We start from the raw sequence: 19,384 nt of genomic DNA on the forward strand, positions 1-19,384 counted from the left end.
TCTGTCCTCCGCATCGGGGTGTCGGCGTCGGGCGATCAGGAGCGGTGCAGCGGGTCGTATTTCGCGGCCCATGGCACCAGGAGCTGCTCGGCGAGCTCGAGCGCGTAGTAGAAGGCGAGGCCGAGCACCGAGACGACGACGAGGGCGGCGAACACCAGCGCCGTGTCGAGCTGGGTCGACGAGAGTTGAATCACGTAGCCGAGCCCGGCCGAGGCGCCGGCGAACTCGCCAACGATGGCGCCGATGACGCTCAGCGTGACCGCGACCTTGAGGCCCGCCATCAGGGAGGGCAGCGAGTACGGGATCTGGACGCGGCGCAGGATCTCGCCGCGGCTCGCGCCGACCGAGCGCATCAGCGCGATGAAGCCGGGCTCGACGGACTGCAACCCGTGCATCATGTCGATGGCGACGGGGAAGAAGGCGATGACGACGATCAGCACCACCTTGGGCGCGAGATCGTAGCCGAACCACAGGATGAAGATCGGCGCGAGCGCGATCTTCGGCACGGTCTGGAACAGCACCACGAGCGGATACAGCGCGCGGCCGAAGCGCTCGAACCGGACGATGGCGAGCGCCACCGCGATGCCGACGAGCGCCGACAGCACGAAGCCGGCAGCGATCTCGATCGCCGTGACGCGCGAGGCGACCAGCAGCATCGGCCAGTTCTCGACCAGCGACACGGCGATGGCGGACGGCGCCGGGAGCACGAAGGAGGAGACGTTCAGGAGCCGGATCGCGAGCTCCCAAGCCGCGAGCACGCCGAGCAGCAGCGCGAAGGGCGGCAGGATCTCGGACGCCGCCCGGCGGACGCGGCGGAGCATGGCGCCACGCGCGACGGCGCGCGGCCGGAAGGTCGCCTGGTCGAGGGTGCTCATCGGCGCTCTCCCGCGCGCGGCTGCGCTCCGATCGCCGACGTTCCGATCGGCTGGACCGCGTGGCTCTGGATCAGCAGGTGGCGGAGCCGCGATTCCGCCTGCGCGAAGGCCGGGAGATCGAACGTCTCCTCGTCGCGATGCGCCGGCAGGTCGATCGGCAGCGTCTCGATGATGCGGGCCGGGTTGGTCGCCATCACGTGCACGTCGCGCGACAGGAACACGGCCTCGTCGATCGAATGAGTCACCAGCACGATGGTCTTGCCGGTGCGCTCCCAGATGTCGAGCAGGCCGCGGCTCATCTCCTCGCGCGTGATGGCGTCGAGCGCGCCGAACGGCTCGTCCATCAGCAGCACCTCGGGATCGAGCGCGAGCGCCCGGGCGATCGCGACGCGCTGGCGCATGCCGCCGGAGAGCTGCGACGGCAGCTTGTTGGCGGCGGCTTCCAGCTTGACGAGGCGTAGCATCGCCATCGCCTTGTCGAGCGCGACATCCTTCGGGGTCGCACGACCGCCGACAGTGAGCAGGAAGGCGGCGTTCTCCAGCGCCGTCTTCCACGGAAGCAGCGTCGCCTCCTGGAAGACGAGGCCGATCATGTGGCGCTTCGCCGCCTCGCCGGGCGCGAGGCCGCCGACCGTGATGGTGCCCTCGCTCGGCGTCAGCAGCCCGGCCATCACCTTCAGGAGCGTGCTCTTGCCGCAGCCCGACGGACCGATCAGCGACACGAAGCTGCCGCGCCCGACCGTGATGTCGATTCCGGCGAGCACCCGCTGGACGATGCCGTCGTGGGCGAAATCGACGCTGATGCCACGCCCGACGATGTGCGGCTCGGCCGCCGCGGACGGCTTCGGCGCGGGATCAGCGGCGGAACTGACGGGGGCGATGGACAGCACGGGCTCGCTCGACGGGTTCGGGGCTGGCAGGCGGGGCGCGCGGCCGGGCGGACGCGCGCCGTCTCGCGGCGCGCCTCAGCGCGGCTTGTAGGCGATGGCGTCCATCTCGATCTTGGTGTTGATCACGGCGCGCGCCTCGACGGTGGTGCGGGCCAGCACGGCATCCTTGAACTTCTCGCCGAACACCTTGTTGTAACGTCCGAAGTCGCGGGTGTCCTCGAGATAGGTCGTGACCCGCACCACGTCGGCGAGCGTCGCGCCCTCCTCGGCGAGGATCCGGCGGATCGACTCGATGGTGCCGGCCGTCTCCTCCTCGATGGTGCCGGACAGCATGTTGCCGTTCTCGTCCTTCGCCACCTGGCCGGAGACGAAGATGAAATCTCCGGCCCGCACGGCGGGGTGGAACGGCAGGTTCGGGTTCTTCTTGCCGATGGCGTAGACGTCCGGCTTCTTGTCCAGCGTCTCGGTCATGCTCGGGTCCTCGCGTCGCGTTCGATGGATCGCGGTCATCGACATCAGGTCGTCGGAATGTTGGCTCAGAACGCCGTGGTCTCGATGATGTCGACCCCGTTGACGCGATCGACCAGATAGATCAGCCCGCGCGAGTCGACCGTCACGTCGTTGGACGACGGCCGGTCGGCACCGGGTGCGGGCGTGGGCAGATAATGCCCGACCTCGCGCGGCCGGAACGGATCGGCGAAGTCGACCAGCCGGAGCCCCTGCGCGAACCAGGCGAACGGCACGATCGAGCCGACGAAACGCTCGGACGGCTGATGACAACCGGTCATCGGCGGCTGTGGGCGGCCATCGAGATCGAGGCCCGGCACCTGGAACGTCGCGATCGAGGTCGGCAGCCGCTCGTTGGTGATGTCGTAGACCCAGGCGAAGCTCGGCGGCGACGGCCACAGCTTGGCGACGTCCTCGTCGGCCACCACCATGATGTCACGGCCCTGCAGCTTCTGCGGGAAGCGCAGGCAGGTGTGGGTGGGGTGCGGGAACGTGGGGCTGGTGTTGACGTGCGAGACCAGCGTCGGCTTCGACATGTCGGAGATGTCGAGAATGAAGAAGCCGTGGTGCCAGTAGCTGACGTAAAGCCGGTCGCCGAAGCGCAGTGGATGATGGCAGCGCGGCGGGACCCAGGTCTCCCACGGATACGCCTCGCCGCCGGCCGTCCACTGGCCGGGGATCCACCAACGCCCGACCTCGGTCGGCTTCGTCGGATCGATCAGATCGAGGATCATCACGATGTTGCCGACATAGCCCTGGACGGTCGGCGAGATGTAGGCGTAGCGGCCGTCGAAGTCGAAGCGGTGGACGCCGCCGCCGATCGTGTCCCAGCGCGAGATCAGCTTCGGCGTGGCGGGCTGCGACACGTCCCAGATGGTCAGGCCGCCGCCGACCTGATCAGGCGCGCCCTTGCCGAACTTCTCCATGTTGCAGACCATGATGTCGCCCGCGACGCGCACCTTGTGCGAGTGCCAGCCGTCGGGAACGTCGATGGTCGCGAGATGACGCGGCGACGCCGGGTCGGAGACGTCGTAGATGGTGGTGCCGCTGGTCGGTCGCTGATGGCCCACATACATCGTGGTGCCTTCGACCCAGACCTGCCCGCCACCGGGGCAATCGACATGAGAGACGAGTGTGGTGTTGGCGTGTGACAGCAAGGCAGCCTCGTTCGTCGGTTCGGCACGGGGGTGCGGCGCCGCGCCACGCGCGGCGACGCGCCGAGATCCTGACGAGATCAGACGAGGCGGACGATGTTGTCGTCCTTGGTCTTGCCCCACTTGCGATAGAGGTCGAGCTTCTTCTGGGTCGGCTCGTCGCTGGCGACGAACAGGAACACCGGGTCCGTGTCGGAGCCGTTGACGTGCTCGCACCACATGCCGCCCGGCACCGCGAGCGTGTCGTGCGCGTTCCAGTCGAAGCGCTTGCCGTCGACGATAGAGTGGCCCTTGCCTTCGAACGGCGCGACCAGCAGGTTCGCGGTCTGGCGCAGCGGCAGCGTCCGCTCACCGGGCCGCAGCATCTGCACGAAGAACGTGATGGTCTTGAACACCGGCTGGCCGGTGGTCGGGTCGATGTACTCGACCATCAGCGCCTCGTGGGCGTCGCCGTCCCAGTCCTTGTGACGATCGAGCAGCTCGCGCATCATGTCCCAGCGATAGACGAACATCGGCGAGGAGAAGCCGGCGCCGCGCTTCTCCTTGCTGGCGAAGCGGGGCATCAGGCCGCCATAGCCGTAGATGCGCTGCGAGTAGTCGGACGGGAAGCGCTCCGACTGCTGCTTCATCGGCACCATCACGCCATTCACTTCCTCGGCGTAGTGATGATCGAAGTGAACGGCATTGAGGGTCTCGACCAGCGGGAAGTCGAGCACCGAGAGATTGAGCGCCTGCTCGCCGCCGACCGTGCCGTGATTGTGCCAGGTGTCGTTCGGGGTGAGCACCAGATCTCCGGGGCCGAACACGATGTTCTCGCCGTCCACGCCGGTGAAGTTGCCCTTGCCCTTCAGGCCGAACCGCACCGCGCTCGGCGAGTGCTTGTGGGGCGGCATGATCTCGTCGGCGTCGTTGAGCCGATAGGCCGTGTACATGGTCGAAACGGTGGCGCGCTTGGGCGCGAGACCCGGATTGACCAGCACCAGCGAGCGGCGCTCCGAGTCGTCCATCGTGACCAATTCGACGGCACGATTCAGAATTGGTTCGATGTCCTCGGCGCAGCGCCAGAGATAAGGCACCGCCCGCGAGGTGGCCATCAGCTGCTTGATCTCGTCGTTCTGCACGTCGGCGGAGGTCGCCCAGAACGGAAACATGTTCTTGGCGCCGATCTCGTCGTAGAGCGCCTTCAGGGCGGTGTCGCGGTTGGGGAGACGATGCACGTTCGTCGACATGGAGGACTCCATCGGGGTGCGTCGGCGGAACCAATGACGAAAGGCTAGCAGCAATAGGTTCTCCGTCAACGGGCCGATTTGGCACCAATCTTCTTTATTGGTCCGCCCGCACATGATATGCATTGCACACGACGAGGCCGGCGCCTGAATTCACGATCGAATCCGGCGCGGCGCCCCGGCGGGGCCCGGACCGGCGCCCGTCGTCGCGGCAGACGAGTGCACCGCACCGTGCAGGGAGCAAACAATATGAGCAGCCTCGACCAGCCGAGATCCCGCCGCCACGCCGACGCCATCCCGCTCGGCCCGGCGCCCGGCCTGATCACGGCCGAGGCGCGGCTCGACGCGGCCGCGTTGGAGATCGCCCGCGACTCGTCCGACCTCGCGCTGCATCGGCTGCGCGAGCTGATCACGTCGGAGCGCTTCGGGCACGACGGGCGGTTGCCGCCGGAACGGAACCTCGCCGACGAGCTCGGCGTCAGCCGTCGCGTGGTGCGCCAGGCGCTCGGCACGCTGGAGGCGGAGGGCCGCATCATCCGTCAGCAGGGCCGCGGCACCTTCGTGGCCGAGGCGCGGCCGAGCGCGTCGGAGCTGGTGCGCGAGCTCTCCAAGCTCACCAATCCGGTCGACACGCTGGAGGCGCGCCTCGCCATCGAGCCCATGCAGGCGCGGCTCGCGGCGCTGCGCGCGACGCCCGGCGATATCGACAAGCTGTTCGAGGCGGCCGAGGCGAGCCGCGTCGCGCCCGATCCGCCCTCCTACGAGAAGGCCGACGCGGCATTCCATCGCCGCGTCGCGGCGGCGACCCGCAATCCGTTGATGATCGCGATCTTCGAGGCCGTGATGGAGACGGCGGCCGACGGGAGCTGGCGGCACGGGCGCGAGACGGCGCACTGCATCAACAACCAGGCGGTCTATGCGGCGGCGCACCGGCGCATCGCCGCCGCCATCTCGGCCCGCAACGCGACCCTCGCCGAGGACGCCATGCGGGCGCACCTCACCGCGATCCAGCAGCGGCTGATCGAGTACGCGTTTCCGCGCGCCGAGATGAGCGACTGACCGGAGCTGATCAGATCAGCGATCGATCCCGGAGAACAGCACCGTGACGGGGCCGGGCGGCAGCGGCCCGCTCAGCAGGCCGGCGAGGCCGGCCGTGCCGGTGGCGGAGGCCGCGATCGCCGTGTGGCGCTTGCCGAGATCATACGCGCGTTCGACCGCCGACTCCGGCGCGACGACGACGGCGCCGCCGCTCGTGCGCACGCCTTTCAGGATCTCCAGCCAGTCGTAGGTCTCGTCGTCGAGGATGCCGTGCGCGAGGCTGTGCGGCACGCTCTCCCAAGCCCACATGTAGTTCGTGCGGTGCTTCGCGGCCGCATCGAGAGCGATGTCGGTCGCCTTGCCGAAGGCGCGGGCGAGCGGTGCGCAGCCTTCGGTTTGAAGCGCGACGATACGCGGCATGCGGGCGAGCCGCCCGGCCGCGAGCGCTTGAAAAAGCCCCTGCGCCAGCGCGCTCGCCAGCGCGCCGCCGCCGACCTGGACATACAGAGTGCCGGGCTCGCTGCCGGCCGCGGCGAGCGTCTCGGCGATCTCGAAGCCGAGCGTGCGGCCGCCCTCGATGGCGAGGCCGTTGTCGGGCCCCTGCACGCCGAACGGCAGCGCGCCGTCGCGCACCGCGGCGCGGAACGCCGTCACGCACGGATCGCCCGTCTCGCCGGCCTTGCGGTCGCACACCGTGATGTCGGCGCCGAGGTCCTTCAGCCGCGCGACGACGGCCGGGCTCGCATCGGGTGGGATGAACACGTCGAGCGGCCACGCGGCCGCGCGCGCCACCACGGCGGCGGCGAGCGCCGCGTTGCCGCACGACGCGATCGCGAGCTTTCGCGTGCGGAGTCCCTCCGCGAGAGGGAGCCGCGCCGCGTCCAGCACGCGCAGATAGAGCATCACGCCCATCAGGTGACGGGCCTTGTGCGAGCCCGAGACGTTGTGCGTCTCGTCCTTCACGAACAAGGGACTATCGAGTCCGACCGCCTGCGCGAGCGCCGCCTCGCGCGTCATCGGCGTCACGCGAAAGCCGCGACCGTCGACGGCGATCAAGTTCTGGTCCAACGCGCCGACGATCTCGGCCCACGCGCCATCGGAGAGGCCTTTCGCGCGCGCCAGCCGGTACGGCGACAGCATCGCGCGATATCTGAGAAACGGATCGTCCTCGGAGCCCGGCGCGAAGACGGCGTCGCCCTCCTCCGGCACCAGCAGATGATCGATGTCGTCGCCGTCTTTGGCGTTCGGGCAACCGAAGGGGAGCGCGACGTCGATCGCGACGCGCGCGCCGCAGCCGTGACAGACGAAGTGAGGAACGGAGGAGGTCATGACAAACCGGTGCAGAGCGAGGGCCGGGGTGTCTGCCGCGTCATGGCCGGGCTCGTCCCGGCCATCCACGAGCTTGCGGCATCGGCCCGGAGCGTGGATGCCCGGGACGAGCCCGGGCATGACGGGTCGGAGAATTCGGCCGCCCCGTCCTTCGAGACGCGCCTTCGGCGCTCCTCGGGACGAGGCGGATCGGGATGCGGCGCCGCGTCAGCTCCGGCCCGCGCCGCTCTTGGCGTTGAAGGCGCGGATCATCTCGTCCCAGGCCGGCACCATGTCGAGAAGGCTGTCCCAGAACGACTGCTTCGCCCGCACCGTGAACTCCTCGAGCGAGACGCCCTGCTGCTCCACCCAGGTGAAGTAGCCGAGGTTGAAGATGCGCTTGCGGTCGACATGGGTCAGCTCGATCAGGTGATCGGTGCCGATGCCGGCGAGCGACCGGCCCCAGGTCTCACCCGCCGCGACCTGATCGAAGCGGTTGCCGAAATACTTCGGCATCGCCTTGACGATCTCGCTGCCGTACATGGCCGAGCCGTCGGTCGCCACCGTCATGATCACGTCGTCGGGGCCGAGATCCCAGTACTTCGCCGCCTTGATGGCGGCCAGCATGTTGCACAGGCCGGAGAGGCCGAAATGCGGGAGCTGCGCGACCAGTGCCGGATCGAGGCCGCGCCGCTCGACCAGGTACTTGCGGCCCTCGTCGGTGTTGAACAGCACGAACAGCGTGTCGGTCGCGTGGTCGGAGACGCCGACCACCATGTCGGTGTTCATCACGTTGTGGATGAACGGCACGTGCTTGTCGCCGATGCCCTGGATGTTGTGCTCGCCGAAGCCGTTGTAGAGCAGCGTCGGGCACTCCTCGGCCTCGACGGCGACGATCTTGGTGCCGTAGGTGGCCTTCAGATGATCACCGGCCGCGAGCGTGCCGGCCGAGCCGGTCGCCGAGACATAGGCGGCGAGCTTCGCGCCCTTCTTCCCCTTGGTGATGGTCTCGTAGACCTTCGCGAGCGCCGCACCCGTGCAGGTGCGGTGGACGACGTAGTTCCCGAACTCGCAGAACTGATTGAAGATGATGTTGTCGGGATCGCGATCGAGCGCCGCGCAGGCGTCGTAGATTTCCTTGACGTTGCTCTCCGAGCCCGGCGTCCGGATGATGTCGGAGGGATCCGTGACCCAGCGATCGAGCCAGTCGAAGCGCTCCTTGCTCATGTTCTCGGGCAGCACGGCGACGCCGCGGCAGCCGAGGATGCGCGAGATCGCGACGCCGCCGCGGCAGTAGTTGCCGGTCGACGGCCAGATGGCGCGGTGATGCGTCGGGTCGAACTGGCCGGTGACGACGCGCGGCACCAGGCAGCCATAGGCGGCCAGCACCTTGTGGGCGGCGATCATCGGGAAGCGGTCGCCGACGGCGAGCACGATGCGGGCCTTCACGCCGGTCAGCTCGCTCGGTAGCTCGACGAAGCCGGGCACGTCGACGAGGTCGCGGCGTGCCGCGTCGTTCCACCAATGCACCCGGAACAGATTCAGCGGATGCGGCGAGTCGGGATCGACGTCGCGCAGCTTGCCGCGAATCGCGGGGTCGATGGTGGTCGGGTTCGCCAGCTCGGCGAGCGTCGGCAGCACCACGTTCGCCTCGCGGAAGCGGGCGTTCGTCCGCTCATAGACACCGGTGTCGACCACCGTCCGCTCGAGTCCCAGCCGCGCCATGTTGTCCTTCCGTCGTGATGATCAGGGTTCGGGATTCGACCGAGCACGGGACTCGGCCCTCTCCCGGGCGGGAGAGCTTTTTTGTTCAGGCCCGCTCGCTCGTCTCCCTCACCCGCCTGCGGGGAGAGGGTCGGGGTGATGGGCTTCGGGTGCTGAGCGTCGCGGAGACGCCCCCTCACCCGACGACTGCGCGACGACGCGCGGCCGTCGACCTCTCCCCGCGCGCGGGGAGAGGCGAAAGAGGTGAGATCGATCGCGCGTCCTTATCATACATTCTTCAGCCGGTCCCACAGCCGCGCCGCCTCGGCGCGCGCCGCCGCCTGGAAGGCAGCCGGGTCGCCTGCGACCAGATGTCCGTCGAGCACGACCGGGCGGCCGGCGACGACGACGTGCTCGACGGCGCCGTCGCGCCGCACCACCACGTCGCCGGCGGCACCCACGGCCAGCGGCTCGGGATGCAGACCGAAACGCTCGGCCATCAGGGCGTGACCTGCGGCGAGCCGCGTCGCGGCGCGCGGGCCGGCGACGGCCTCGTCCTTGTTCTCCTGCGCGAGACGGGCGAGCGCCGCCTGCTCGACGGCCATGTCCGGGTCCCACCCGTCGACGCCGAGCGCCACGGTCGACACCTGCGACAGGTTGCCGGCGTACCCCACCCTGTTGCCTTCGTTGGAGCGCGGGTTCTGCACGAACCAGGCGCCGTTGCGGGCCGCGAGTCTCACCTGCGCGGCATCGAGATGCACGCCGTGCGCGATGATCGAGCCGGGCACGATCGCGCCGAGCGCGATCAGCCGCTCGAGCGGCCCCTCGAAGCCGCGGCGCTTCGCGTCCTCGACGTCGGCCATGTCTTCGGCGACGTGGACGTGCACGGCGGTGCCGAGCGTGCGGGCGAGGTCGCCGGCCTCGGCGATCGTCTCGTCCGACACCGTGAAGCTCGCATGCAGCCCGACCATGCCGCGCAGCAGCGGCGAGGCGACGACGGTGCGGTTCTCGGCGAGCCCGCGCACCGCCTCGTCGCGGCCGAAATTGCGCTCGGTGGCGCCGAAGCAGAGGACCGCGCGGATGCCGAGCTCGGTCGTGACGTCGCTCAGGACCTCGAGCGAGCCCTCGATCAGGTTCGGCGACTCGTGGTGATCGATCAGCGTCGTCGTGCCGGCGAGCAGCGCCTTGGCGACGTAATCACGTGCGCCGGCCCGCAGCGTCTCGGCATCGATGGCGCGGTCGAGCCGCCACCACACGCGCTCGAGAATCTGGACGAAATTCTCCGGCGCCGGCTCGGGCTTCGGCATGCCGTACGGCGCGAGCGCGCTGTAGATGTGGGTGTGGGCGCAGACATGGCCGGGCGCGATCTCGCCGTCCGGGCAGGACAGCACCGGCGCGTCGGCCGGCGCATCGCGCGCCACCACGCCGTCGACGATCGCGACGCGGCGACCGTGGCGGTCGGGGCCGATGATGAGCGCCTGAGAGTGAGTCATCTGGTTGCTCCGGCCGTCGGAACGAAGAACGGCAGGTCGTCGAACTCGGAACCGTCATGCCCGGGCTCGTCCCGGGCATCCACGCCTGGTGCCGCGGCCACGCGCAAGGTCGTGGATGGCCGGGACGAGCCCGGCCATGACGACGCTGTGCGACGCCGCGAGCACATCAGAAGATCCTCAGTGCCACTCGTTGCGGTCGCCCGGGATGCGGCCGAGATTGATCGCCTTGGCGGCCGGCGACTCCTTCATCGGCAGGCGCATGTGGCGGGTGCCGTCGAACATCGCGAGCGCGCCGGCGACCGCACCGGCGGTCGGCACCAGGCCGATCTCGCCGACGCCCTTGGCGCCGAACGGGCCTTCCGGCTCCGGCACCTCGACCAGCGTCACCTCGACCTTCGGCATGTGCTGGGCGCGCAGCACGCCGATCTCGCGCAGCTTCGCGGTGACCGGCATGCCGTCCTTGCACGGAAGCTCCTCGGTGAGCGCGTAGCCGAGGCCCATGTGCACGGCGCCCTCGATCTGGGCCGTGCACTGCTGCGGGTTGAGGGCGCGACCGACGTCGTGCGCGGCGTAGACCGTGTCGACGGCGCCGGCCTCGTCCAGCACCACCACCTGGGTGGCCCAGCCGAAGGTCGTGTGCGTCTTGATCTTGCCGTTCTTGGTCTCGCCCGGCGCCGTGGTGTCGTCGACCGCGGTCGTGCCCTCGTAGATGCGGCCGGCGAGATCGTCGAGCGACAGGCCCTTGGCGAGATCGAGCTTCAGCTTCTCGGCGGCGTCGATGACGGCGCGGCCGGCGAGCAGCGTCGCGCGCGAGCCCGTCGTCTGGCCGGCGCCGAGCTCGAAGCGGGTGTTGACCTGCGGGCGGAAGATGTCGGCCGGCAGATGAGTCACCTCGACGGCGCATTGCGTCAGGATGGTGAGCAGCCCCTGCCCCATCTCGGTGAAGCCGGTGTGCAGGTCGATGGTGCCGTCGGGCTGGACGACGAGGCGGGCGTGGCCGCGCTCGATCGCGCCGTTGCCGAGGCCGGAGTTCTTCAGCGCGCAGGCGATGCCGACCGCGCGACCGGCGTTCTTCGCCGCGTAATAGGCGTCCTTGACGGCCGCGAGCGTCGTCTCGACGCCGATCGGCTTGTCGAGAATCTGGCCGGTCGTGTAGGCGTCGCCGGTGCGCAGCACGTTGCGCCAGCGCATCTCGAAGCCGTCGAGCCCGACCTTGGCGGCGAGCAGATCGAGGCAGCCCTCGATCGCGAAGCTGGTCTGGTTGACGCCGAAGCCGCGCATCGCGCCGCAGGGCGGATTGTTGGTGTAGGCCGCGGTCGATTCGATGTCGATCGCCGGCACCTTGTAGGGGCCGACCGCGTGGCCGGCGGCGCGCTCCAGCACCTTGCCACCGACCGAAGCGTAGGCGCCCGAGTCGCCCATGATCGAGATCCTGGCACCGGTGAGATGCCCCTGCGCGTCGCAGCCGACCGTGTAGGTCATGGTCAGCGGATGGCGCTTGGGATGCATGCGCACCGATTCGTCGCGGGTCAGCGTCACCCGCACGGGCCGCCCGGTCATACGGGCGAGCAGCGCCGTCTGCGCCTGGATGGTCATGTCCTCGCGGCCGCCGAAGGCGCCGCCGTTCGGCATCAGCTCGACGAACAGATTCTCTTCCGGCTCGCCCAGCACGCTCGCCACCTGGCGGCGATCGTCGAAGATGCCCTGGCCCTGGCTGTAGATGTGCAGCCGCCCGTCGGGCAGCGGCACGGCGAGCGTCGCCTCGGTCTCCAGGAACAGATGCTCGATACGTTGCGTCTTCCAGGTGCCGGTGACGACGTGAGTCGAGCCCTTCAGGGCCGCGTCGGCGTCGCCCTTCACGATCCGGGTCACCTGCAGGACGTTGGCGTGATTCGGATTGACCTGCGGGGCACCCGGCTTCACCGCCTCGAACGGGTCGAGCACGGGCGGCAGCGGCGCGTAGTCGACCTCGACCAGCGCGGCCGCCTCGCGGGCGATGCGGGCCGTGTCGGCCGCGATCGCGGCGACCACGTCGCCGACATAGCGGACCTCCTCACCCTCGGCGACCATCACGGGCCAATCCGGATAGATCAGGCCGACCCAGCGGTTGCCGGGCACGTCCTTGGCCGTGGCGACGGCGTGCACGCCGGGCAGCGCCAACGCCTTGCTGACGTCGATCTTGTTGACGCGGGCGCGCGCATGCGGCGACAGCACCACGACGCCGTGCAGCATGTTCGGGGCGTCGATGTCGGCGACGAAGGGCCGGCGGCCGAGCACCAGGTCGGAGCCCTGCCAGCGCTGCAGCGGCTCGCCGACGCCGCCGTTCTCGACCACGGGCGGCAGCGCGCCGCCGCGCTTGGCCTTGTGGATCAGCTCGACCGCGTCGAGAATCTTCACATAGCCGGTGCAGCGGCACAGATGGCCGTCGAGCGCCTTGGCAATCTCGTCGCGGGTGAAGTCGCGATCCTGGTCGGTGAGATACTTGATCCGCAGCACCAGGCCGGGCGTGCAGTAGCCGCATTGCAGGCCGGCGGTCGCCTGGAAGGCGTCGGCGTAGAGCTTGCGCTCGTTGTCGGAGACCCCCTCCAGCGTGAGGATCGAGCGTCCCTCGATCTGCGCCACCTTGATCGAGCAGGTGACCTTGGGCTGACCCTCGATCAGCACCAGGCAGCAGCCGCATTCCTTCTGGGGCGCGCAGCCGGGCTTGATCGACTTGATCTTGAAGTGCTCGCGCAGCACGTCGAGCAACGGCTCGTCGGCGAGCGTGTCGACCGCGACGAGATCGCCGTTCAGGCGGAAGCGGACTGTTTTGGTCATTATGGCGCTTCTCCTCGGTGTGTCTCAGAATCCGAAGTCGCCGAAGACGTCGTGCAGCTGCTCGCTGCGCCGCAGCTTCGCCTGCGCCGTCTCGCCGAGCGCGAGCGCGACCTCGGCGCACAGGTGATTGAGCAGGCTGAGCGGCGCCACGTAGGAATCGAACAGGCTGGCGCCACGGCTGAGGCAGCGGAACGTCACGGTCGCCTCGTCGGCGACGTCGCCGAGCGACGGGTCGGTGAGCAGAACGACATCGGCCCCGGCCGTGCGGGCGACGCGCAGGATCTTGGCCAGCACGGGCGGCCGGCGGCGGAAGCCCAGCATCAGCACGGCGTCGCCGGCCGACAGGGTGGAGAGATCCTCGGCCAGCGTCTGGCCGGGCAGCGGTAGAAGGCGGACGTCCGGCTTCACCTGCACCAGGAGCTCGCGGGCATAGAGCGCGAGCGCGTGGCTGTTGCGGAAGCCGACGACGAAGAGGCGCGGCGCCTTCGCCAGCACGGCGACGGCGCGCTCGGCGTGCTCGGGCGGGATGCCCTTCAGGGTCAGGGTCAGGCAGGCAAGATCGTGCTCGAGATGGCGGCCGAGATTGCCCGGCATCGCGGTCTCGCGCAGCTCGGCGAGCGGCGAGCCCGACGCCATGCCGGCGCGGGCCTGCTGGCGCAAGTCCTGGTAGTCGGCATAGCCGAGCCGCCGCACCAGACGGGTGGCGGTCGCCTTGGAGACCCCGGCGCGCTCCGCCAGCTCGGTCGCCGAATAGGCCGGCAGCTCGTCGCCGAGGTCGAGCAGCACGTCGGCGATCTTCCGTTCGCCGGCGGGCAGGCGCTCGTACTGGGCGCGGATCGCTTGGTCCAAGGGCTGCACCATGTCGGAGAGAGAAACACAAATTTCATCTAGACGCAATCGCGAAATTCGTGTTTCATATGCGCGAACCGGCCGGATATACGCCGCGCCTGCCCGCCACGGCATCCGGACCGTCACGAGGTTTTCGCTCCGTACGGAGTCGTGCGGATCAGGAGGCCATGCGGGCGAAGGCCTGTCGCCGAGGGGGCGGCCGGCCGGGACTGCAGCGAACTGCAGCCCAATTCGATTGGAGATGGATGCCGATGTCGAAGCTCGATGGCCGCGTGGCCGAACTCGCCGAAAAATACCACCCGCTGGCGATCGAAATCCTCAAGGAGGCCATCCGGATCCCGGCCGACTATGTCGACCGTCCGGTCGAGCAGGGCGGCGACCCGCGCTGCGGCACCTCGAATCACGAGTTCCCCCGCCTCGACTACCTGCGCAAGCGAATCATCGAGATCGGCGCCGTGCGCGACGCGAAGGACGTCGACTTCGACGCCTTCGGCAATCTCGTCTGGGTGGTGACCGACCCGAACGACGCCATTCCGGCCGACCAGAAGAAGGTCATCTATCTCGACGGTCACACCGACACGGTGAAGCCGCTGCGCGACGTCTGGCTCGCCAAGACCAACGGCGGCGTCGACGTCTATGACGGCCTGCTCGACCGCGCCAAGATCACCAAGCCGATGCTCGAGAAGGAGCTCGGCTGGGTGCCGCCGGAGAGCGAGTGGGACAGCCTGCTGTTCGGGCGTGGCTCGGCCGACCAGCTCGGCGGCGTGATCTCGCAGATCGTCGCCTCGAAGATTCTCCTCGAGCTCGCCCCCGAGGGCGCGCTGAAGGGCGTGATCGTGCGCTCCTATGCGACCGTCTGCGAGGAGGACAACGACGGCGCCGGCCCGATGTACGTGATGCGCAACGTCCTGCCGGGCGCCAAGCCCGAGCTGATCCCGGACGTCGTCATTCTCACCGACTCGACCGGCGACGCCAAGAAGGGCGCGCTCGGCATCTATCGCGGCCAGCGCGGCCGCATGCAGATCGAGGTGACCGTGACGGGCCGCTCGTCGCACGGCTCGATGCCGTGGATGGGCCTCAACCCGCTCGAGTTCGGCGCCGCGATCCTGAAGGAGGCGGCCGAGAAGTACGAGAAGCGCGACGGCTTCCTCGACAACGAATTCCTCGGCCACGGCACCCGCACCGCCTCGTGGGCGACGCTCGACACGCCGAGCGACTGCGCCGTGCCGGCCCGCTTCACGTTCCGGTTCGACCGCCGCCTCACCATCGGCGAGACGCCCGAGCAGTCGGTGAAGGACGTCGAGAGCCTCTCGTCGGTCGCCGCGGCCCGCGCCGCCGGCCTCGAGGTCACGGTCGCGATCCCGGTCTATCCGGACGCGAGCTGGAAGGGCTACGTGCTCAACAACGACCAGATCTATCTGGGTTGGGTGACGCCCGAGGAGCATCCGGCGATCTCGGCGGCCGTGACGGCCTACAAGGGCGTCGTCAGCCCGCACGTGAACGGCGTCAGCGGCACCGGCGGCTTCATCCCGAAGGAGCCGCGCGTCGATCGCTGGATCTTCTCGACCGACGGCGTCGGTTATCCGGTGCCCAAGGACGACACGTCGATCCCGGTCGGCAAGAGCAAGAACTGGGTCGTCTCGGGCGCCTACAAGCACCCGGCGATGTTCGGCTTCGCCCCCGGCATCGAGCAGAACACCCACAAGATCGCCGAATGCGTCGACGTGCGCGAGGTGCGGCATTGCATCGCCTTCCTGGCGCGCTTCCCCAGCGTGTTCGCCGGCAACGCCTGATTTCGACGACGACCGGGTCGTCCCTTGCGGACGGCCCGGCTCCCCGCCTTTCGAGCAGACCCCTGCTCCACTTCGTTCAGCAAGGATCACGCCCATGACGACCGCCGTCGAGAAAGAGCTCGCCGCCTTCAAGGCCCTGAAGACCGACCTGTTCCACAAGGACTTCCTGATCACGTGGGAGCACAAGCTCGACGAGATCAAGGCGATCCTGACGCTCGCCGAGGCGCTCAAGCAGCTGCACGCGCAGGGCACGTCCTACCGGGCGTTCGAGTCCGGCCTCGCGATCTCGATCTTCCGCGACAACTCGACTCGCACCCGCTTCTCGTTCGCCGCGGCCGCGAGCGCGCTAGGCTTCACGCTCTCCGAGCTCGACGAGGAGAAGAGCCAGATCGCCCACGGCGAGACCGTGCGCGAGACCGCCAACATGATCTCGTTCATGGCCGAGGCGATCGGCATCCGCGACGACATGTTCCTGGGCGAGGGCAACACCTACATGCGCGAGGTCGGCGCCGCGCTGACCGAGGGCACCGAGAAGGGCGTGCTGCATCGCCGCCCGAGCGTCATCAATCTGCAGTGCGACGTCGACCACCCGACCCAGGCGCTCGCGGACCTCGCCTGGCTGAAGAAGCATTTTGGCGGCCTCGAGAACCTCCGCGGCAAGAAGATCGCCATGACCTGGGCCTATAGCCCGAGCTACGGCAAGCCGCTCTCGGTGCCGCAGGGCGTGATCGGCCTGATGAGCCGCTTCGGCATGAATGTCAGCCTCGCCCATCCGGAGGGCTACGGCCTGATCCCGGACGTGATCGAGACGGCGCGCAAGCAGTCGGTCGAGACCGGCGGCTCGTTCGAGGTAGTCAACAGCATGGAGGCCGCCTTCGAGAACGCCGACATCGTCTATCCGAAGTCGTGGGCGCCCTATCAGGTCATGCAGCGCCGCACCGAGCTCCTGAAGGCCTCCGACAAGGACGGCCTCAAGGCGCTGGAGAAGGAGTGCCTGGCCAACAACGCCAAGTTCCAGAACTGGGAGTGCGACCGCGCCAAGATGAACCTCACGCGCGACAAGTCGGCCCTCTACATGCACTGCCTGCCGGCCGACATCACCGACGTGAGCTGCAAGAAGGGCGAGGTCTCGGCCGAGGTGTTCGAGCAGTATCGCATCCCGACCTATCACGAAGCGAGCTACAAGCCGTTCGTGATCAGCGCCCTGATGTTCCTCACCCGCCTGCGCGATCCGGCCGCGAAGCTGGAGGAGATCATCCGCCGCGCCAAGCCGCTCAGCCTCTGAGGCGGAGCGACCACGCACGGCACGTCCCCTCGTGGTGAGGGGCGGCCGCAGGCCGCGTCTCGAACCACGAGGCCAAGGCACAAGGCGAGCCGACGTCGAATGGTCTCGACGTCGGGGCCGCCTTCGCCCTTCGAGACGCCCGCTGCGCGGGCTCCTCAGGGTGAGGGCGGATTTCGTATTTTCATTCGGGACCGGCATCAGACCGGCCAACGAGTCTCCACCGGGAGGGGGCTGCCAATGTCGAAGAGCAAGACCGTCGTCGTCGCGCTCGGCGGCAATTCGTTCATCGCCGACGAGAGTCATCAATCGGTTCCGGACCAGTACCGCGCCGCCGAGAAGGCCTGCGCCGAGATCGTGCAGCTGCTGCGCGATCCCGCGCTGCGGCTCGTGGTGACGCACGGCAACGGCCCGCAGGTCGGCTTCATCCTGCGCCGCTCCGAGCTCGCCGCGCCGGCGCTCCACCAGGTGCCGCTCGATTCCTGCGTCGCCGACACGCAGGGTGCGCTCGGCTATCAGCTCGAGCTGGCGCTGCGCAACGAGATGCGCCGCCATGGCGTCGACCGCTCGCCGGCCGCGCTCGTGACGCTAGTCGCGGTCGATCGCGACGATCCCGCGTTCAAGAACCCGACCAAGCCGATCGGCTCGTTCCTCACCAAGGAAAAGGCCGAGGAGCATCGCACGAAGGACGGCTGGGACGTGGTGGAGGATGCCGGCCGCGGCTGGCGTCGTGTCGTCGCCTCGCCGCAGCCGAAGGCGATCCTCGATCTCGAAGCGGTGCAGCGCCTGCTCGACGCAGGCTTCGTCGTCGTCGCGGCGGGCGGCGGCGGCATCGCCGTGGTCGAGGACGAGAACGGGTCTCTGACCGGTGCCTCCGCCGTGGTCGACAAGGACCTCGCGTCGAGCCTGCTCGCCCGCCAGCTCGGCGCCGAGATGCTGGTCATCACCACGGGCGTCGAGAAGGTCGCGCTCGATTTCGGCAAGCCGACCCAGCGCGCGCTCGACACCATGACGCTGGCCGAGGCGCGCCGCTACATGGCCGAGGGGCACTTCAAGCCCGGCAGCATGCTGCCGAAGGTCGAGGCCTGCGTGGCGTTCCTGGAGGGTGGCGGCCGCGAGGCCGTGATCACAGATCCGGGCCACATGGCGGCCGCGATCGAGGGCCGGGCCGGGACGCGCGTCGTCGCCTGACCCGTCAGGCACGGGACCCGAGTCCCGTGTCCGGTGTTACGCTCCAATGCGACCTGCGCACAGCGCGGTGGCGGCGTTTCCGGTAGAACGGAGCGCCGCCGCCGCGCGTTACGCGCGCGGCCGGCCGATCTGTCGCGAACAGGAGCGCGCGATGCCGCACCCCGTCTTCCAGCCCGGCGCCGTCGCCGTCGTCACCGGCGGCGCAGCCGGCATCGGCCTCGCGGCCGTCCAGGCGTTCGCGAGGCTCGGTCTCACCGTGGTCATCGCCGACGTGAGTCCCGAGCATCTCGCGGCCGCGGAGGCCGCGGTGCACGCCGAACGTCCGGACGCGACCATCGTGACTCGCGTCATCGACGTGAGCCGGCGGGAGGATCTCGAAGCGCTGGAGGCGGAGGTCCGCGAGCGATTCGGCGGCACCGACGTGCTGATGAACAATGCCGGCGTGCAGCCGGGCAGCCACATGTTCGCCCCGCAGGCGAACTGGGAGCGCATTCTCGGCGTCAATCTGTGGGGCGTGATCCACGGCTGCCACGTCTTCGTGCCGCACATGATCAACCGCGGCCGGCCCGGCCTCGTGATCAACACCGGCTCGAAGCAGGGCATCACCACGCCGCCCGGCGACCCCGCCTACAATGTCTCGAAGGCCGGCGTGAAGACGTTCACCGAGCTCCTGGCGCACGAGCTGCGTACCACGGACAACTGCGCCGTGACGGCGCATCTGCTGATTCCCGGCTTCGTGTTCACGGCGCTGACGGCGCGCGGTCGCACCGAGAAGCCGGCCGGCGCCTGGACGCCCGAGCAGACCATCGAGTCGATGATGTCGCATCTCGACCGCGGCGACTTCTACATCCTCTGCCCGGACCACGAGGTTACGCGGACGCTGGACGAGTGTCGGATTCTCTGGGCTGCGGGGGATCTTGTGGAGAACCGGCCGGCGCTGTCGCGCTGGCACCCCGACTATGCCGAGGCCTTCGCCGCCTTCGTAAAGGGCGGCGAGAAGGACTGATCGGCACTCCGCCCAGCGTCGCTCGGAACTCGCCTTGATCAAGCCGGCCGATCGGTGCGCGACCCGCACGCTCGATGCGTTGTCGGTTTGAAGCGATTCCGGAACGACGCAAAACCGCCCGCCGGGCTTTTGGCCTTGGCGGGCGGTTTTGGGTGGGTTGATATCGTGGAGAGGCATCCGTTCTTGGCAGGCCTGGCAGCGACCTACTCTTCCGAGCCTTGAGACTCAGTACCATTGGCGCTGGGGGGTTT

The 19,384-nt window shown here is 69.0% G+C and carries 15 protein-coding genes; 5 read left to right on the plus strand and 10 right to left on the minus strand.

All coding sequences use genetic code 11. From position 1 onward, the window contains the following. Window positions 1-35: 35 nt before the first annotated feature. The 5 genes from CCR97_RS04105 to CCR97_RS04125 all read right to left on the minus strand — a co-directional run bounded on the left by CCR97_RS04105 (window position 36) and on the right by CCR97_RS04125 (window position 4,655). Window positions 36-875, minus strand: a complete 840-nt coding sequence (locus CCR97_RS04105) for an ABC transporter permease (RefSeq protein ID WP_244670258.1) — start codon at window positions 873-875, stop codon at window positions 36-38. Then, window positions 872-1,765 carry an ABC transporter ATP-binding protein gene (locus CCR97_RS04110; RefSeq protein WP_245428809.1) on the minus strand — a complete coding sequence of 298 codons (894 nt, stop codon included), beginning with the start codon at window positions 1,763-1,765 and terminating at the stop codon, window positions 872-874. Before CCR97_RS04110 ends, CCR97_RS04105 begins: the two co-directional genes overlap by 4 nt. 75 nt (window positions 1,766-1,840) lie before the next feature. After that, window positions 1,841-2,236 carry a RidA family protein gene (locus tag CCR97_RS04115; RefSeq protein ID WP_111356857.1) on the minus strand — a complete coding sequence of 132 codons (396 nt, stop codon included), beginning with the start codon at window positions 2,234-2,236 and terminating at the stop codon, window positions 1,841-1,843. A 65-nt stretch (window positions 2,237-2,301) separates the two neighbouring features. After that, complete coding sequence (locus CCR97_RS04120; protein ID WP_111356852.1) at window positions 2,302-3,429, minus strand: LVIVD repeat-containing protein; 1,128 nt, start codon at window positions 3,427-3,429, stop codon at window positions 2,302-2,304. 77 nt (window positions 3,430-3,506) lie between these two features. Next, window positions 3,507-4,655 carry a cupin domain-containing protein gene (locus tag CCR97_RS04125; protein ID WP_201159321.1) on the minus strand — a complete coding sequence of 383 codons (1,149 nt, stop codon included), beginning with the start codon at window positions 4,653-4,655 and terminating at the stop codon, window positions 3,507-3,509. Between the two features lie 246 nt (window positions 4,656-4,901). On the opposite strand from CCR97_RS04125, the gene CCR97_RS04130 reads away from it, so the two are divergent. Next, window positions 4,902-5,711, plus strand: a complete 810-nt coding sequence (locus CCR97_RS04130) for a FadR/GntR family transcriptional regulator (RefSeq protein WP_170145790.1) — start codon at window positions 4,902-4,904, stop codon at window positions 5,709-5,711. A 15-nt stretch (window positions 5,712-5,726) separates the two neighbouring features. Here the strand turns inward: CCR97_RS04130 and CCR97_RS04135 are convergent, their stop codons facing one another. The 5 genes from CCR97_RS04135 to CCR97_RS04155 form a co-directional block, all read right to left on the minus strand. Continuing rightward, entirely contained in the window at window positions 5,727-7,019 is a 1,293-nt protein-coding gene (locus tag CCR97_RS04135; RefSeq protein ID WP_201159322.1) for a pyridoxal-phosphate dependent enzyme, read from the minus strand. Between the two features lie 207 nt (window positions 7,020-7,226). Beyond that, entirely contained in the window at window positions 7,227-8,723 is a 1,497-nt protein-coding gene (locus tag CCR97_RS04140) for a pyridoxal-phosphate dependent enzyme (RefSeq protein ID WP_111360125.1), read from the minus strand. Between the two features lie 266 nt (window positions 8,724-8,989). Continuing rightward, window positions 8,990-10,195: an amidohydrolase family protein gene (locus tag CCR97_RS04145; RefSeq protein WP_111360126.1), complete on the minus strand. Its 1,206-nt coding sequence runs from the start codon at window positions 10,193-10,195 to the stop codon at window positions 8,990-8,992. Window positions 10,196-10,372: 177 nt separating this feature from the next. Beyond that, window positions 10,373-13,012 carry a selenium-dependent xanthine dehydrogenase gene (xdh, locus tag CCR97_RS04150; protein WP_111358384.1) on the minus strand — a complete coding sequence of 880 codons (2,640 nt, stop codon included), beginning with the start codon at window positions 13,010-13,012 and terminating at the stop codon, window positions 10,373-10,375. Between the two features lie 24 nt (window positions 13,013-13,036). Further along, window positions 13,037-13,861, minus strand: a complete 825-nt coding sequence (locus tag CCR97_RS04155; protein ID WP_170145928.1) for a MurR/RpiR family transcriptional regulator — start codon at window positions 13,859-13,861, stop codon at window positions 13,037-13,039. Window positions 13,862-14,112: 251 nt separating this feature from the next. Here CCR97_RS04155 and CCR97_RS04160 point away from each other — a divergent pair, with 251 nt between their 5' ends. The 4 genes from CCR97_RS04160 (at window position 14,113) to CCR97_RS04175 (ending at window position 19,133) form a co-directional block, all read left to right on the plus strand. Further along, window positions 14,113-15,654, plus strand: a complete 1,542-nt coding sequence (locus CCR97_RS04160; RefSeq protein WP_146618806.1) for a peptidase dimerization domain-containing protein — start codon at window positions 14,113-14,115, stop codon at window positions 15,652-15,654. A 94-nt stretch (window positions 15,655-15,748) separates the two neighbouring features. Further along, on the plus strand, window positions 15,749-16,939 hold the full coding sequence (gene ygeW / locus CCR97_RS04165) for a knotted carbamoyltransferase YgeW (RefSeq protein ID WP_111358381.1): 1,191 nt from the start codon (window positions 15,749-15,751) through the stop codon (window positions 16,937-16,939). Window positions 16,940-17,176: 237 nt separating this feature from the next. Continuing rightward, window positions 17,177-18,127, plus strand: coding sequence for a carbamate kinase (locus tag CCR97_RS04170; RefSeq protein ID WP_111358380.1), 951 nt, complete (start codon window positions 17,177-17,179; stop codon window positions 18,125-18,127). 151 nt (window positions 18,128-18,278) lie between these two features. Beyond that, entirely contained in the window at window positions 18,279-19,133 is an 855-nt protein-coding gene (locus tag CCR97_RS04175; protein WP_111358379.1) for an SDR family NAD(P)-dependent oxidoreductase, read from the plus strand. Window positions 19,134-19,384: the final 251 nt, after the last annotated feature.

This window comes from Rhodoplanes elegans (assembly GCF_016653355.1).
GTDB lineage: Bacteria > Pseudomonadota > Alphaproteobacteria > Rhizobiales > Xanthobacteraceae > Rhodoplanes > Rhodoplanes elegans.

What these genes read in the sequence shown, in the direction of transcription:
- CCR97_RS04105 (WP_244670258.1), bottom strand. Translation starts at nt 875, where the DNA reads ATGAGCACCCTCGACCAGGCGACCTTCCGGCCGCGCGCCGTCGCGCGT.
- CCR97_RS04115 (WP_111356857.1), bottom strand. Translation starts at nt 2,236, where the DNA reads ATGACCGAGACGCTGGACAAGAAGCCGGACGTCTACGCCATCGGCAAG.
- CCR97_RS04125 (WP_201159321.1), bottom strand. Translation starts at nt 4,655, where the DNA reads ATGTCGACGAACGTGCATCGTCTCCCCAACCGCGACACCGCCCTGAAG.
- CCR97_RS04130 (WP_170145790.1), top strand. Translation starts at nt 4,902, where the DNA reads ATGAGCAGCCTCGACCAGCCGAGATCCCGCCGCCACGCCGACGCCATC.
- CCR97_RS04135 (WP_201159322.1), bottom strand. Translation starts at nt 7,019, where the DNA reads ATGACCTCCTCCGTTCCTCACTTCGTCTGTCACGGCTGCGGCGCGCGC.
- CCR97_RS04140 (WP_111360125.1), bottom strand. Translation starts at nt 8,723, where the DNA reads ATGGCGCGGCTGGGACTCGAGCGGACGGTGGTCGACACCGGTGTCTAT.
- CCR97_RS04145 (WP_111360126.1), bottom strand. Translation starts at nt 10,195, where the DNA reads ATGACTCACTCTCAGGCGCTCATCATCGGCCCCGACCGCCACGGTCGC.
- xdh (WP_111358384.1), bottom strand. Translation starts at nt 13,012, where the DNA reads ATGACCAAAACAGTCCGCTTCCGCCTGAACGGCGATCTCGTCGCGGTC.
- CCR97_RS04160 (WP_146618806.1), top strand. Translation starts at nt 14,113, where the DNA reads ATGTCGAAGCTCGATGGCCGCGTGGCCGAACTCGCCGAAAAATACCAC.
- ygeW (WP_111358381.1), top strand. Translation starts at nt 15,749, where the DNA reads ATGACGACCGCCGTCGAGAAAGAGCTCGCCGCCTTCAAGGCCCTGAAG.
- CCR97_RS04170 (WP_111358380.1), top strand. Translation starts at nt 17,177, where the DNA reads ATGTCGAAGAGCAAGACCGTCGTCGTCGCGCTCGGCGGCAATTCGTTC.
- CCR97_RS04175 (WP_111358379.1), top strand. Translation starts at nt 18,279, where the DNA reads ATGCCGCACCCCGTCTTCCAGCCCGGCGCCGTCGCCGTCGTCACCGGC.